Raw genomic sequence first — 14564 nt, 5'->3', positions numbered from 1 at the left:
CATGACCCGACCGCGCCGCCCGGACCCGCCGCCCATGCAGACCAACGATGTCCGCATCGCGGCCGCCGGCGCGGCCGCCTGGGCGGTGGCGTTCGTCGTGCTGCTCATCGTCGGGCTGCCGTCCGAGGACCGGTGGTGGCTGTGGGTGTGCGCCACGGGCTTCGCCAGCGGCATGTTCGGGGTCTGGTACGTCCCGAGGTTGCAGGCGCGCCGCGCCAGCCAGGAGGCCGCCCGCGCCGCCCAGCGCAAGGCCGGCGCCGAGGCCAAGGCCGACAAACCTGCCGAGACGGCGGAGCACGGGCGCGCCGACTAGGGCTCCAGGTCCGCCTCTGCCAGGAGGTCTGGGAGCGTCTCAGGGGCGCGTAGCACCGCTTCGAGAATGAGCCGGTCGGCCCAATGGCCCGTTGACCACGCGAGCGCGCGGGCGAGGCCGTGCACGCTGCTCGCGCGCACTTCGCCGTCTCTCGTCCACCACGGCACGTCCTGGCCGTCCACGACCAGGCGGTCATGGGCGAGGTAGTCGGCGGGGGCATCCGGGAGGACGGCTCTCACGGAGTCCGGTACAGGACGTTTCTCGCCCTCCGATTGGACGACCCCCGGAACCTCATCTCCTGCCAGAGGCAGATCGAGGAGATCAGCCAGACGCTCGTCGCGACCTTGCGCGGCGATGACGAGCGGCTGGCTTCGGAGAAGCGGGAGGACGTCTGGAGCGTCCAGGACCAAGGCGTCGGCTGCGTCCACGACTTCGACGTCGCCGTTGACGACCGCCCGGACGTGGTCGGGTGGTTCGACCGCCGTTTCCGGGGTGTCGGCCAGGGCCGTCCACAGGGCGCCCAGCTGTGCTCGGGTGACGTGCCGTTCCGGGTCACCGAGGCGGTTGAGGAGCTCTTGGGCGCCTCCGGGTTCGTCCAGCAGATCGGCCAGCGACGTGCGGACGCCCAAGGCGAGCAGGAGCCGCTCGTCAAGGCCCGCCGGCGCGACGTCATAGAGCCCTGCCAGGGCCTCGTCCCCGCTCAGCCTGAACTCGCCGGGCCTGCGGCCGTTCAGGACGCGATGACGGCTCAGCCACCACGCCGTGTAGGACGGGACGGCGACCCGCCGACCGCCCTGCACCGCCACATGGACGGGATCGACGATCGCGGCCCGCCACGGTGGCTCCGCCAGGACGCGCAACGCGGCGGACCAGTCGTCCACCAGTTCAAGGTCTCGGACGGCCAGGAACTCCGGCACGAGCGGCGGAAGGTCTTGCGGGCCGATTCGCCGCAGCACGTCGTCCGCCCATAGGTCCTCGTCATCGAGGTCCAGGGTCTCTGCTTCGTCGGCGATGCCGGTGAGGTTCACGTCCTCGCCCTTCGCGAGGGCGAACCCGTCCAGGACGCCGATGGCCGTGAGCGTCTCCGCACCCCACCGTTCCAGCAGCTCGCCGTCGACCACCTCGAAGGGCGCGTCCTCGGCCATGAGAGCGCGCAGCGGGCTCTCCGGCAGAAGCAGCTCACCCGCCGGATAAAGCTCCCCGTCGGCGCCGGGCAGGGCAAGCTCTGCCAGCCAGGGCTCCTCGCCTGGGTCGAGCCTCGCGGCGGCGACGAGCCCCAGAACGGCTTCGGCGACCACATCGGGGTCGTCGGCCTCGAAGGACTCCTCGACGGCGGCACGCACGGCGGCGTCGGCGAGCACGGCCCGCGGCCCCGCCTCGACGGCCCCCAGCCGGGCCAGCAGCGGATGCACCGCCTCCGGATGGACGAACCGCAGGCCGAGCGCGTCCAGGCCGCCGGGATCGACGCCGTCCGCGATCAGCAGGCCCCGCGGGCCGCGCACGATCCGGCCGGTCCCGTCCGCCGCCGAGCCGGCCAGCGGCACCGGGACGGCCCCCAGCGCGTCTGTGGCGGCTCCGCCGAGCGTCCCGTACAACCGGTGCCACCACGCCGGTTCGCGGTCCACAGCGGCCAGCTCATCGATGACGTCCGCCAGCTCGACCCGCCGCACCCCGAGCGCGGCGAGCGCCGGGCTCCGCGCGGGCCACTCGGGCGGGAGCAGCCCGGTCGCGACGCCGTCCTCGCCGCCGAGGAGCTCGACGAACTCGGCGGGGGCGTCGACGGCGACCGTGTCGCGCCCGCGCGTCCGGTGCGGCAGCAGCGGCGCTTCGGGAAGGCGTTCGCGGATGCCGCGCCGCACCCGGGCGTCCAGTTCACCGGCTCCGACCGGCCCGGGCACCAGGCTCAGCACGCGCGGTGAAACGGGGAGGTCGCTCAGCAACCGCACATAGGTCTCGGCGGCCCGGTCCACGAGGAAGTCGGTCAGCGGGCCGGGCGCGACGTGCCGCCGGTCAGGTGCGAGCGGGAACGACGCGATGAGCAGCGCGGGCAGATCCAGCCGTTCGTCGCTGGGCGTTGGCGCATGCACGACCGCAGGGGTGTCTTCCGGTAGGCCCTCCTCTGGCAGAGCCCACTGCACATGCCAGAACGGCCGTCCTCGCTCCTCCACCGGACGGTCTTCCAGAAGCGCCATCGGGATTTCCCCACGCGCCTCGGCCGTCCGCCACACCGCCCCGTTGATGACGACCTCGCCCGGCGGACGACGCTCAGCGGTCAGCTCACGGACGTCCCCGTCCACATCGATCTCGACGCTGCCCAGGGCGGGCAGGGCCAGCATCAACGCCGCTCCAGCACGCTCAAGCTGCCGCCGGACGGTCTCGACCGCCTCCGCGCGCAACGGCAGCCGCACGACCGTGTCGAACCCCGCCGGAACCTCAGGCGGCTCGTCCATGGCGAACGGCAACCGGAGCAGCGGAACATGCCCGCCGCGCCGCTCCAGCTCCGCCGCGAGCGCCGGTACTTCTTCAACCAGCCCCTGAGAACGGGCCCGCGACCACACAACGCCCGCCCCGCCAGACACAATGGCGGGCTCGTCGCTGACGGCCACGACGGCGGCGAACCCCACACCGAACCGTCCCGCAGTACCCGCGTCGTCCCGCTTGGACGACGCCCGCAGCGTCGACAGCGCCTCCACACCTGCCGCGTCCAACGGCGCCCCGGTGTTGGCCGCGCTCAGCACGGCGGCCCCCGGCGGCGACGTCCGGAGAGCCAGCCGAAGACGCCCAGGGACGGGGGGCCGGCCGCGCAGCGCGGCATCTGCGGCGTTCTGCGCCAGCTCGATCACGACACGGTCGCGATAGCCGCCGAGGGCGAAATCCTCTTCGGTGTTGGCGTCCTCGCGGAACCGGGCGGGTGACTCGCTCCAGGCGCGCAGCACCCGCTGCCGCAGGGCCCGCGTCCCGAAATCCGGCATCGTCAGCTGTGGCCCAGGGCCTCTTCGTCCAGGGTCGCCGCGTCCTCGACCTCGGACACCGCGACCTCGACCTCCGCCGCGTCCTCCTCCGCCGGTGCCGCGTCCTCCACCCTGGCCGGGGACGGCAGGACCTCGTAGCCCAGCTCGTCGATGATCGGCGGGCCGTGCTCGGACACGGCGGGCAGCGAGACCGCCTCCGAGTGCGCGCCGCAGCCATGGTCGGCGGAGACGACACGTCCGTCATCGGGCGCGTACTCGTTGGCGCACACCCCGAACATCTTCCGCAGCTCACCCGCCAGCGCCACATAGAAGCCGCAGGTGGAACACTGCGCGGGCGCGGACGCGGCGATCGGTGCGCGCGGCCCCCCGACGCCCTCGTACCAGCGCGTGGCGGCCTCGTCGCGTCCCTCCTGAGACAGGACCCGTACGCGGCCCAGCCCCGGCTCCCACTGCGCCTCGCGTTCGGCGGACTCGTCGTCCACCTGCGTGTAACCGGGCGCGAGCCGGGCGTCGTCGGGCGCGGTGGGCAGCAGGTCACCGGGACCGAGGTCACCGGGACGCAGCCGCTCCAGCCACGGCACCCACGGCGGCGCGAGCAGCGCGTCGTCGCCGGGCAGCAGCACGCACTCGCTGACCGTGACGACCTTGGCGCGGGACGCCCGCGTCACGGTCACGGCCCACTGCCAGCCCGCGTAGGCGGGGTCGAGGCACTCGAAATAGTGCGTGACCACGCGGTCGCCCTCGGCGCGCAGGCCGAGATGCTCTCCCACCTGGCCGGGACCGGCCGTGTCCTGTGCGGCCTCGCGGGCGAGGTCTACGGCCTCGGCGCAGGCGGTGTCGACGACGGGGGTGCGGGGCCTGCGGGCGGACCCGGCGGCACCCTGCGTGGACGCGCTGTGCGTGGACGCGGAACGCGTGGGGCTGGACTGCGGCAGTGAGCTCACATGCCAATTCTCGCCCATGGAACGGCGTGGCCGGGCACCTCGCCCTGCCATCGCATGGAAAACAACCACCGGCGCCCCGTTGGTGAGCAGGTTCCCCAGCGGGGAACGTACCCTCAATCGAGGGGTCGTGCCTCAGCGGAGAACCCGGACGACGCAGGGGAGAGATCAGGGCGCATGGGTGACCGGACACGGTTCGGGCGATCCGTACGCGCCGCTACGGGAGGTGTGGCGCGAGCGCTGCGCGGCGCACGCTCCGCCATGGCGGGCACGGGCCGGCTGACCCGCCGCGCCACCCACGCCCAGGGCGCGGGACGCAGCGGCCTCGGCAGCCTGATCGAGGCGTCCGCGGTCAACTCCGCCGGCGACGCGCTGGTGACCGTCGCCCTCGCCGGGACGCTGTTCTTCGGCCTGGACGTCAACCAGGCGCGCGGTCAGGTCGCCCTCTACCTCGTCGTCACGATGGCGCCGTTCGCGCTGGTCGCGCCGCTGATCGGCCCGGTGCTCGACCGGGCGCGGCACGTCCGCCGGTACGCGATCTCCAGCACGTTCGTGATGCGCGCGCTGCTGTGCTGGGCGATGGCGAGCGCGCTGCCGCACGGCGACCAGGTCACGTTCCTGCCCGCCGCGTTCGGCGTGCTCGTGCTGTCCAAGGCGTTCGGGGTGCTGCGCGCCGCGGTGACGCCCCGCGTCCTGCCGGACGAGATCACGCTCGTGACCGCGAACGCGCGCTCCGCGTTCGCGGGCCTGATCGCCGCGTCGATCACCGCGCCGATCGGCGCGGGCCTGGTGTGGCTCATCGGCGCCGACTGGGTTCTGCGCATCGGCACCCTCGTGTTCCTGCTGGGCGTCGTGTTCAGCATGCGGCTTCCGCAGAACGTCGACGTCCCGGACGCGGAGCCCTCACCGGAATCCGGCGACCCCGACGAAACCGCGCGGCCGCAGGCCAGGCACTGGCGGACGCTGCCGCGCGTCGGCCCGGTCGTCGCGGAGGCGATGCAGGCCAACGCCGTGCTGCGCGCGTTCTCCGGCTTCCTGATCATCTATCTGGCGTTCCTGCTGCGCCAGGAGCGGTTCGACCCGGTGTCCAACAACGTCGCGCTCGGGCTGCTGGCGGCGTCCGCCGGGGCAGGCGGCCTGATCGGCACGGCGCTCGGCGCGTGGATGAAGGCGCGGGCGCCGCGGCTGATCGTCTCGGCGACGCTGGCGTCCGTGACCGCCGTCGCCGCCGTGAGCGCCGCGTTCTTCGGCCTGTGGGCGGCGCTGGCGGTGGCGCTCGCGGCGGGCCTCGGCCAGGTGCTCGGCAAGCTGTCGATGGACGCGGTCGTGCAACAGGAGGTCGGCGAGGAGATGCGGTCGTCCACCTTCGCCGTCTCGGAGACGCTGCACCAGCTCGTGTGGGTCGCCGGCGGGCTGGCGGGCCTCGGCATGTCGATCGTCGCGGACGGACGCGTCGCGCTCGCGATCGTGTCCGCCGCGCTCGCCGTCTCGCTGGGCCTGCTGCTGACGCGCCGCGCCGGAACCCGCCGCCGAACGCGCCGCCGCCGTCGCCCCGCGCGATCCCAGACGACGCTCAAGGACGCGCACCCGGAAATGCACACCTGAGCGCCAGAGACGCCCGCGCTAGGACGGACGCGCTAGGATGCGGCCAGGTCGTCCGCGACGGCCCGCAGCACGGTGGCGATCTTCTTGGCCTCCGCCGGGGCCGGATGCTTGCCGCGCCGGTAGGTGTTGGAGATCCCGTCCAGCAGCTTGATCAGGTCTTCGGTGATGACGACCATCTCGTCGGGCTTCTTGCGCCGCTGCTTGGCGATCGTCTTCTCGACCGACGGCAGCGTGTCCAGCACCTTGACCTGGAGCGCCTGCTGCCCCCGCCGCCCCTCGACCACGCCGAACTCGATGCGCTGACCTGGTCTCAGCGTCGTGACCCCGCCCGGCAACGCCGATGAGTGCACGAAGACCTCACCGCCGTCGTCGCGCGTGAGGAAGCCGAACCCCTTGTCGGAGTCGTACCACTTGACCTTGCCAGTCGGCACCGGAGACCTCGTTCGGTAATCGTCCTGAATCGACCTCAAGATTAGTGCCTCGCCAAGGACTGGTGTACACACCGGCACCCTCCGCGACGCCCGCACGGGCCGACGATCAGAAGCTATCCCGCACGCCCGGCAACGGCATCCGAATATCGCGCCGCAGCTCAGGATGCGGACTCGCGGTTCAGGGCGTCCGGAACCCGCCGAGCCATTCCGGGAAAGCGAGAAGATCGGGCAGGACGACGTCCGCCCCATACGCCGCGAGGGCCGCCGAATCGTAGGCGCCCGTCGCGACCGCCACCGCGACCGCCGACGCCGCCCGCGCCGCGTCCACGTCACCGGTGTGGTCGCCGATATAGGCGCCCGCCCCGTGCTCGCGCAGCACGGCGCCCTTATCCGCGCCGAACAGGCCGCCAGCCACGACGTCCACCTCAAGGCCAAGGAACCGGACGGTCCGTTCGGTGTCGGCCTGGTTCTTGCCCGAGACGACGATCACCCGCCCGCCACGCCCCCGGACCGCGTCCACCGCCGCCGCCGCCCCGGGCATGAGGACGGTCGCCGGGACCGCGATGTCCGCGTAGATGGCCCGGTAGCGCGCCGCCATCACGGGGACCTCGTCGGGCGGGAACCAGTAGGCGAGTTCCTCTTCCAGCGGGGGCCCGATGCGTCCGATGACGACGTCGGTGTCGATGGCGACGCCGCTCTCCGCCGCGAGGGCCGCGTACACGGCGCTGATCCCGGCGCGCGTGTCGGCCAGCGTCAGGTCGAGGTCGAAGCCGAGGGCGAGTCCGGAACCGGGGCCGGGGGAATCTAGATCGGGCACGTCCCACAGGTTAAGGGGGCTGGACACATGCGAGTACCCGCGCTCTCCTGGTAGTGGCGATGCGACGGGATCCGAGTAGGAGAGCGCGGGAACTTTCGCGCGGGTGACCGTTCAGTTGGACCGGAACTCGCGTCCCGGTTCACCGGGAACGGCCGCCCGTGCTGGCGATATACCCGGGCCCCCGACCACAAACCACCTGACCAGGGAAAACACAGGACTCGAACAAGCCACCCCGAGCAAAAGGACGATCAGCCCCGGCGAGGTCATTCGGTGAACGGGCCGCTGAAGGAGGCCGCAATGGCAGACATCCCCGACCCCGGACGGACGACCGAGCCCGCACCGGCGCCCGCGCAGGAGCTCGCGATGACCCGCATCGAGCCCGGCGGCGACCGCGACCAGCACGAACGGGGTGAACGGGGTGATCGGCGGTCGTTCACGGCCGGCGTCACCGCCGTCCGCCGCGGCGCCACCGCCGCCCGGCGCCGCGCCTTCGGCATCGCCGCCACGTCGGTGTCGGCCGTCACCACGGTCGTCGTGGTGATCCTGGCCGTGCACATCGTGTTCGTCGCGTTCGAGGCGAACACGGCGAACGGCCTCGTCCGCTGGTTCGGCGACCGTGCCACCGAGCTGTGCTGGCAGTTCGAGGACGTCTTCCAGCCCGAGAACCCCAAGACCGAGGTGGCCGTCAACTACGGCCTGGCCGCCGCCGTCTACCTGATCGCGGGCAGGCTCCTCACCGCCCTGATCCGCCGCCGCTCCTGACCCCTAATCCCGCCCCGGGAAGCGGACGGAGTCGAACGGCCAGGCGGTCGTGACCCACTCGCGGACGAATTCCTCCAGCTCCTTCTCCAGGGCGGAGTTCTCCTCGTCGGCGCGGACCCAGAACACCACGACGGCGTCCGCGCCGGGGTCGTCGGAAGGGGCCACGTGGATGCGGCCGAGCTGGCGGTCCCCGTCCGGGGTGATCACGACGTAGCTGAACGAGCGCCGCAACTGCCCCTGCTTCTGCAGCCACGCGACGTCGATCAGGGCCTGCTCGAAGGTGAACTCGCTGTCCGGCCAGCCCCACTCGGGCCCGAACCGGCCGGCCAGCCGGTCCAGGCTGCCGATCACGGCGCCGTAGTCCTTGACCACGTCGTGCACGGTGATCGGACGGATCTGGAAACGGGAGCCGGCCACCAGCGTGGGCACCACGAAGTCCTCGGGCAGGAAGGCCCCGTCGGCCGCCTTCCGCGGAGACTTGAACATCGCCGACCTTTCCGACGACGCCCCTTTCGGCGACGGGGCGCGGGCACCGAAACTCTAGCGGCCCCGGGCACCGCGGCAAGGCGTAACACACTGTGTCCGCGCCATGCCCACGGCCGGTCCTACCGAACGACACGACGAATGTCGTCTTCGCGATATTTCTGCTTCACAGCCGACCGCATTTTCCCTTCACAGGCCACCGCCGGCCTGACCGAACTGCGGGCAACGAAGTACCCGATCACTTGCTGGCGCGGCTCCGCGGGCCGCATTTCGCGCCGCCCCGGCGGTAGGCTCGATCAGCGCGGTTCCCGCCGAACGGGCACCCGTGTCCGAGCACGTACGTACGGAGCGTGCGGCGGGTCCAGGAGGTTGATCAGATGGCGATGTCCACGCGCGAGCGGATCGTGGCCGAGTCGCTCCGGCTGTTCGCCGACCGGGGCTACACGGCGACGTCGGTGGCGGAGATCGAGGCGGCCGCCGGTCTCTCGCCGGGCGCGGGCGGCCTGTACCGGCACTTCCGCTCCAAGGAGGAGGTCCTCGCCTCCGCCATCCGCGAGCACATCGACAAGACCCGCAAGCAGATCGACGACGTCCTCGACCAGGCGACCGTCTACGAGGAGCGCCCGCTGGAGACGCGGCTGCGGATGACGTGCCAGACCGGGCTGGCGAAGATGCGCGAGGAGCAGGACCTCATCCGGGTGCTGTTCCGCGACCTCGACCAGTTCCCGAGCCTCGTCGCCGAGATGCGCGAGGGCATCGTCAACCCCCTCTACGACGGCATCGCCACCTGGCTGGCGGCGCAGCCCGAGTTCGAGGGCGCCGACGAGGACTGGCCGGCGATCGCGGCGATCCTCGGCGGCGCGGTCGTGAACTACTGGCTGGCGAACGAGTCGATGTACGAGCCGCCGACCCGCATCGACGAGAAACGGTTCGTGGAGAGCTGGGCCCGGCTCGGCCTCGGGCTCGTCCACCTGGAGCGAGCCTCCGCCTCCGCCCCCGAACCCACCACGACGTCCCCCTGACGAACCGCGCCCCCGACGGCGCCTTGCACGCGTTCTTCGCCGCCCGGCACGCGTTTCTCCAGCACACGGCATGTTCGTCCTACAGGGCACACCGCGCGGGCTCCTACTCTTGAGGGACCGGGCTCAGGCGGCGCGCACCCCGTCCCTCCCCCAGCCACCCAGGCATCTACAGTTGAGGAAAGGCATGGAAACGTACGCGGACTGGTTGCGCGCGCGAGGCGACGACGAGCTTCGCGCGCTCCTGTCCGCGCGTCCCGAACTGCTCGCGCCCGTCCCCGCCGACCTGACCGCGCTCGCCGCCCGCGCCGCGACGCCCGCCGCGATCTCCCGCGCCCTCGACCGGCTCGACCGGTTCACGCTCGCCGTCCTGGAGGCCCTGCTCGTCCTGCCCGCCCCGGCGCCGACCGGCCCCGAAGAGCTCGCCGCCGCGCTCGACGCCACGCCCGCGCAGGTCGAGGACGCTGTCGGAACGTTGCACCGCTACGGCCTCGTCTGGGGAAACGGCACGCTGAACCCGGCGCCCGGCGTCCGGCAGGCGCTGCCGCACCCGGCCGGGCTCGGCCCGCCCGTCCAGGAGGTCTTCGCCGGCTACTCCCGCGAGCGGCTCACCGACCTGGTCACCGACCTGGACGGCGAGGCCCCGCGCGGCTTCGCCGACTCGGCACGCCTGATACGGCGCCTCGCCGAGCTGCTGAGCGCGCCCGGCCCGCTGATCGACGACGCCGGTCCCGAGGCGCTCGCCGCCCTCGACCATCTGACCTGGGGCCCGCCGGTCGGGCGGGTCGCCGACGCGCGCCGTCCCGTCCGGGTCGGCACCGCCGCCACCCCGATCGAGCGGCTCCTCGCCCGCGGCCTCCTCGCCGCCGAGGACGACCGCACCGTCACCCTCCCGCGCGAGGTCGCGCTGCACCTGCGCGGCGGGCGCCTCTTCCGGGACGTCCCCGCGGAGCCGCCGCCGCTCACGCCGCCGCCCGGCGAGCCCCGCGCCGAGGACGTCGTGATCCGCGCCGCGGCGGGCGAGGCGTACAACGCGGTCCGGCTCGTCGAGGAGCTGCTCGAACGCTGGGGGCTGGACCCGCCGCCCGTCCTGCGCAGCGGCGGCCTCGCCGTCCGCGACCTGCGCGCCGCCGCCGTGCTGCTGGACGTCCCCGAATGGAAGGCCGCGCTGCTCGTCGAGGTCGCGTACGCGGCCGGGCTGCTGACCCGCAGCGGCGACCTCGACGGCGAATGGCTCCCGACCCCCGCCTACGACCTGTGGCTCATGCGCGACACCGCCGGCCGCTGGACGGAACTGGCCCGCGGCTGGCTGAAGTCCGACCGGGCCGCCGGCCTCGCCGGGGAACGCGACGACCGCGACCGGCTGATCAACGCGCTCAGCGAGGCGATGGTGCGCGGCAGCGCCCCGGCCACCCGCCGCGCGACCCTGGAGGTCCTCGTGGACGCCGGACGCGGCGCCGTCGGCGAGGACGCGCTCCGCGACCGGCTCGCCTGGCTGCGCCCCCGCCGCGGCGGCCGGACCCGCGACCGGATCATCGGCTGGACGCTCCGCGAGGCCGCCGTCCTCGGCCTCACCGGGTTCGGCGAACCGGCCCCGTTCGCCCGCGACCTGCTCGCCGGAGCCGACCCCGAGCCCGCCCTGGAGAAGCACCTGCCCGCCCCGGTCGAGGAGATCCTCATCCAGGCCGACCTCACCGCGATCGCGCCCGGCCCGCTGGTCACCGAACTCGCCCGGGAACTCGCCCTCGCCGCGGACGTCGAGTCCACCGGCGGCGCGACCGTCTACCGCTTCACGCCCGAGTCGGTCCGCCGCGCCCTCGACGCCGGCCGGACCGCCGCCGACATCACCGGCCTGCTGACCCGCCACTCGGCGACGCCGCTCCCGCAGCCGCTCACCTACCTGATCGACGACGTCGCCCGCCGCCATGGCCGCCTGCGGGTCGGCGCCCTCGCCTCCTACGTCCGGACCGACGCGCCCGCCACGCTCGACGAGATCCTCGCCGACCGCCGCTCCGCGCCGCTGAGGCTGCACCGCCTCGCGCCGACCGTCCTCGCGTCCGGGCTCCAGCGCGCCGACCTCCTCGACGGCCTGCGCGCCATGGGCCTCGCCCCGGTCGCCGAGTCCCCGGGCGGCGGCGTGATCGTGACCCGCCCGGACGCGCAGCGCGCCGACCCGCCGCCGACCGCCGAGATCGTCCGGTTGCGGCCGGAGGAGCGCACCGACGCCTCGATGATCTCCGCCGCGGTGCGGGCACTGCGGGCGGGCGACGAGGCGTCCATGCACGGCGCCGAGCAGGCCCGGCTGCGGGCGGACGCCCCGTCCGGCGAACCGCCCCGCTCCCCCGCGATGGCCACCGTCGACCGCCTCCGCACCGCGGTCGACCGCGGCGGCCGCGTCTGGATCGGCTACCTCGACCAGCAGGGCCAGGCGTCCAGCCGCATCGTGGAGCCCGTCCGCGTCGAGGGCGGCTTCCTCACCGGCTACGACGCGACGCGCGCCGCCGTGCACCGCTTCGCGCTGCACCGCATCACCGGCGTCGCCGAGCTCACCGACGACCCGGCCCCCTGAGCGATCTGCGTCCGCCCCGGCTCGCTGAGTGATCTACACCGTTCCATCGAGCGTCGGAACCGACGAACCTCACATATGGTCCAACCAGTGACCCATCGGACCGATAGCGTGTTCACGCGAACGTGAGGAGGCTCCCGATGAGCGGGTACGGAGGGGCGCCGCCGTCGGGCTGGGAGGACCCCTACGGCGGCGGATCAAAAGGCTGGGACCCGGGCGGCGCCTACGGGCCGCAGTACGGCGCCGGGCAGGGTCACGCACCCCCCGGCTACGGGCAGGGCGCCGGCTACGGGCAGGGCTACGGGCAGGGCTACGACTACGGACCTCCCGGAGTGCCGTACAGGACGCAGAGCAACGGCTCCACCATCGCCGCCCTCGTCTGCAACTGCATCGCCGTCGTGATGTGCTGCAACATCGTCGCCATCCCCGGCATCATCACCGCCGCGATCGCGCTGGGACGCAACGCCACCGACCCCAACTCGGCCCGCAAACTGACGATCTGGAGCTGGTCGCTCTTCGCCGCCGCCGTCGTGCTCGGGATCATCTTCATCGTGATCTACGTGGTCGCCATCGCCGCCACCGACTCCGACTACGACCCCTACGGCGGGGTCTGACGCGCCCGTCCCGAAGCGGACGACCGAGACACCGGGAAGACCCGGCGGCCCACAGCCGTTGAACCATCGGGCCGGCCACGCGCCCGCTTCCCCCAGGACGAGCCGAGACGCCGCCGCAGGCGTCCTCGGGTACCGTGCACCAGCGGGGATTCCCGACTCCGAACACCGATTCCCAACGGGGGCTGCTTTCCGTGACCGACGGTCCGCTCATCGTCCAGTCCGACAAGACGCTGCTCCTGGAGGTCGACCACGAGCTGGCCGGCGCCTGCCGCAAGGAGATAGCGCCGTTCGCCGAGCTCGAACGGGCGCCCGAGCACGTCCACACCTACCGGGTGACGCCGCTCGCGCTCTGGAACGCCCGCGCCGCCGGGCACGACGCCGAACAGGTCGTCGACACGCTGCTCAGGTTCTCGCGCTATCCCGTCCCGCACGCGCTGCTCGTCGACGTCGCCGACACGATGGCGCGGTACGGGCGGCTGCGGCTGGAGAAGGACCCCGTGCACGGGCTGGTGCTGGCGTCGTCCGACCGGTCCGTGCTGGAGGAGGTCCTCCGCGCCAAGAAGATCAAGGGGATGATCGGCGCCCGGGTCGGGGACGACGTCGTCGCCGTCCACCCGAGCGAGCGCGGCGCCCTCAAGCAGGCCCTGCTGAAGCTCGGCTGGCCCGCCGAAGACCTCGCCGGCTACGTCGACGGTGAGGCCCACGCGATCTCCCTCGCCGAGGACGGCTGGGAACTCCGCACCTACCAGCGCGACGCCGCCGAGGCGTTCTGGCACGGCGGCTCCGGCGTCGTCGTCCTCCCCTGCGGCGCAGGCAAGACCATCGTCGGCGCCGCGGCCATGGCCCGCGCCGGGGCGACCACGCTGATCCTCGTCACCAACACCGTGTCGGCGCACCAGTGGAAACAGGAGCTCCTCCGGCGGACGTCCCTCACCGAGGACGAGATCGGCGAGTACACGGGCGCGAAGAAGGAGATCCGCCCCGTCACGATCGCGACCTACCAGATCATGACGACGCGCCGGAAGGGCGTCTACATGCACCTCGAACTGTTCGACGCCCGCGACTGGGGCCTCGTCGTCTACGACGAGGTGCACCTCCTGCCCGCACCCATCTTCCGCATGACCGCCGACCTCCAGGCCCGCCGCCGCCTCGGCCTCACCGCCACCCTCGTCCGGGAGGACGGCCGCGAGGGCGACGTGTTCTCCCTCATCGGCCCGAAACGCTACGACGCGCCCTGGAAGGACATGGAGGCACAGGGCTGGATCGCACCCGCCGACTGCGTCGAGGTGCGCGTCACCCTCACCGACGCGGAACGCCTCGCCTACGCCACCGCCGAACCCGAAGAGCGCTACCGCTTCTGCGCCACGACTGACACCAAGACCAAGCTCATCCAGGCGCTGGTCGACCGGCACAAGGGCGAACAGACCCTGGTCATCGGCCAATACATCGACCAGCTCGACGAACTCGGCGCTCTACTGGACGCACCCGTCATCAAGGGCGAGACCCGCGTCCGCGAACGGGAACGCCTTTTCGACGCCTTCCGCTCAGGCGAGCTCAACGTGCTGGTGGTGTCGAAGGTCGCGAACTTCTCGATCGACCTGCCCGAGGCGTCGGTCGCCGTCCAGGTCTCGGGCGCCTACGGCTCGCGTCAGGAAGAGGCCCAACGCCTGGGTCGCCTCCTGCGTCCGAAGGCGTCCGGCCATGGTGCACGCTTCTACGCCGTCGTGGCCCGCGACACCCTCGACCAGGACTACGCCGCCCACCGCCAGCGCTTCCTAGCCGAACAGGGCTACGCCTACCGCATCGTGGACGCCGACACAGTCCTGGCAGGCGACGAGATCTAACCCGGCCGCCAAGAACAGAAGCCTAGAAATAGGAAAGGCCCCGCCGTTGTCGGCGGGGCCTTCCCCATAGGAAATGTCCGGCGGTGTCCTACTCTCCCACACAGTCTCCCATGCAGTACCATCGGCGCTGAAGGGCTTAACTTCCGGGTTCGGGATGGGACCGGGTGTTTCCCCTTCGCCAAAACCACCGAACGCCC

General features: G+C 72.7%; 12 protein-coding genes and 1 rRNA gene. 7 read left to right on the top strand and 6 right to left on the bottom strand.

The features are described 5' to 3' along the window. Window position 1: 1 nt before the first annotated feature. A complete protein-coding gene (locus tag ACH34S_RS28525; protein WP_395955899.1) occupies window positions 2-313 on the top strand; it encodes a DUF2530 domain-containing protein in 312 nt (103 codons plus the stop codon). Here ACH34S_RS28525 and ACH34S_RS28520 read toward each other — a convergent pair. Continuing rightward, entirely contained in the window at window positions 310-3285 is a 2976-nt protein-coding gene (locus tag ACH34S_RS28520) for a sacsin N-terminal ATP-binding-like domain-containing protein (RefSeq protein WP_395955898.1), read from the bottom strand. The genes ACH34S_RS28525 and ACH34S_RS28520 overlap by 4 nt on opposite strands. A gap of 2 nt (window positions 3286-3287) precedes the next feature. Next, on the bottom strand, window positions 3288-4229 hold the full coding sequence (locus tag ACH34S_RS28515; RefSeq protein ID WP_395955897.1) for a DUF3027 domain-containing protein: 942 nt from the start codon (window positions 4227-4229) through the stop codon (window positions 3288-3290). Window positions 4230-4454: 225 nt separating this feature from the next. Between ACH34S_RS28515 and ACH34S_RS28510 the strand changes: the two genes are divergently transcribed. Beyond that, window positions 4455-5831 (top strand): MFS transporter, encoded by a 1377-nt coding sequence (locus ACH34S_RS28510; protein WP_395955896.1) that lies wholly within the window; start codon window positions 4455-4457, stop codon window positions 5829-5831. A gap of 32 nt (window positions 5832-5863) precedes the next feature. On the opposite strand, the gene ACH34S_RS28505 is transcribed toward ACH34S_RS28510, so the two are convergent. After that, entirely contained in the window at window positions 5864-6262 is a 399-nt protein-coding gene (locus ACH34S_RS28505; RefSeq protein WP_132178345.1) for a cold-shock protein, read from the bottom strand. 178 nt (window positions 6263-6440) lie between these two features. Continuing rightward, window positions 6441-7079, bottom strand: a complete 639-nt coding sequence (locus tag ACH34S_RS28500; RefSeq protein ID WP_395955895.1) for an HAD family hydrolase — start codon at window positions 7077-7079, stop codon at window positions 6441-6443. A gap of 297 nt (window positions 7080-7376) precedes the next feature. On the opposite strand from ACH34S_RS28500, the gene ACH34S_RS28495 reads away from it, so the two are divergent. Next, window positions 7377-7841, top strand: coding sequence for a hypothetical protein (locus tag ACH34S_RS28495; protein WP_395955894.1), 465 nt, complete (start codon window positions 7377-7379; stop codon window positions 7839-7841). Between the two features lie 3 nt (window positions 7842-7844). On the opposite strand, the gene ACH34S_RS28490 is transcribed toward ACH34S_RS28495, so the two are convergent. Next, a complete protein-coding gene (locus ACH34S_RS28490; protein ID WP_395955893.1) occupies window positions 7845-8327 on the bottom strand; it encodes a GNAT family N-acetyltransferase in 483 nt (160 codons plus the stop codon). Window positions 8328-8701: 374 nt separating this feature from the next. Between ACH34S_RS28490 and ACH34S_RS28485 the strand changes: the two genes are divergently transcribed. The 4 genes from ACH34S_RS28485 to ACH34S_RS28470 all read left to right on the top strand — a co-directional run bounded on the left by ACH34S_RS28485 (window position 8702) and on the right by ACH34S_RS28470 (window position 14367). Beyond that, window positions 8702-9346 (top strand): TetR/AcrR family transcriptional regulator, encoded by a 645-nt coding sequence (locus ACH34S_RS28485; protein ID WP_395955892.1) that lies wholly within the window; start codon window positions 8702-8704, stop codon window positions 9344-9346. A gap of 184 nt (window positions 9347-9530) precedes the next feature. Further along, entirely contained in the window at window positions 9531-11912 is a 2382-nt protein-coding gene (locus ACH34S_RS28480) for a helicase-associated domain-containing protein (RefSeq protein ID WP_395955891.1), read from the top strand. Between the two features lie 137 nt (window positions 11913-12049). Then, on the top strand, window positions 12050-12523 hold the full coding sequence (locus ACH34S_RS28475; RefSeq protein ID WP_395955890.1) for a hypothetical protein: 474 nt from the start codon (window positions 12050-12052) through the stop codon (window positions 12521-12523). Window positions 12524-12714: 191 nt separating this feature from the next. Beyond that, complete coding sequence (locus ACH34S_RS28470; protein WP_395955889.1) at window positions 12715-14367, top strand: DNA repair helicase XPB; 1653 nt, start codon at window positions 12715-12717, stop codon at window positions 14365-14367. A gap of 75 nt (window positions 14368-14442) precedes the next feature. Here the strand turns inward: ACH34S_RS28470 and rrf are convergent. After that, window positions 14443-14559 (bottom strand): 5S ribosomal RNA (rrf, locus tag ACH34S_RS28465). Window positions 14560-14564 lie beyond the last annotated feature (5 nt).

Origin of the sequence: Actinomadura sp. 3N508 (assembly GCF_044326375.1) — a bacterium.
GTDB lineage: Bacteria > Actinomycetota > Actinomycetes > Streptosporangiales > Streptosporangiaceae > Spirillospora.
Note: the sequence above shows the minus strand (reverse complement) of the source record. Positions and strands in the feature narration are given on the sequence as shown.

Excerpts from the sequence above, each read along its gene's own strand:
- ACH34S_RS28525 (WP_395955899.1), top strand. The coding sequence starts at position 2 with ATGACCCGACCGCGCCGCCCGGACCCGCCGCCCATGCAGACCAACGAT.
- ACH34S_RS28520 (WP_395955898.1), bottom strand. The coding sequence starts at position 3,285 with ATGCCGGATTTCGGGACGCGGGCCCTGCGGCAGCGGGTGCTGCGCGCC.
- ACH34S_RS28495 (WP_395955894.1), top strand. The coding sequence starts at position 7,377 with ATGGCAGACATCCCCGACCCCGGACGGACGACCGAGCCCGCACCGGCG.
- ACH34S_RS28490 (WP_395955893.1), bottom strand. The coding sequence starts at position 8,327 with ATGTTCAAGTCTCCGCGGAAGGCGGCCGACGGGGCCTTCCTGCCCGAG.
- ACH34S_RS28485 (WP_395955892.1), top strand. The coding sequence starts at position 8,702 with ATGGCGATGTCCACGCGCGAGCGGATCGTGGCCGAGTCGCTCCGGCTG.
- ACH34S_RS28480 (WP_395955891.1), top strand. The coding sequence starts at position 9,531 with ATGGAAACGTACGCGGACTGGTTGCGCGCGCGAGGCGACGACGAGCTT.
- ACH34S_RS28475 (WP_395955890.1), top strand. The coding sequence starts at position 12,050 with ATGAGCGGGTACGGAGGGGCGCCGCCGTCGGGCTGGGAGGACCCCTAC.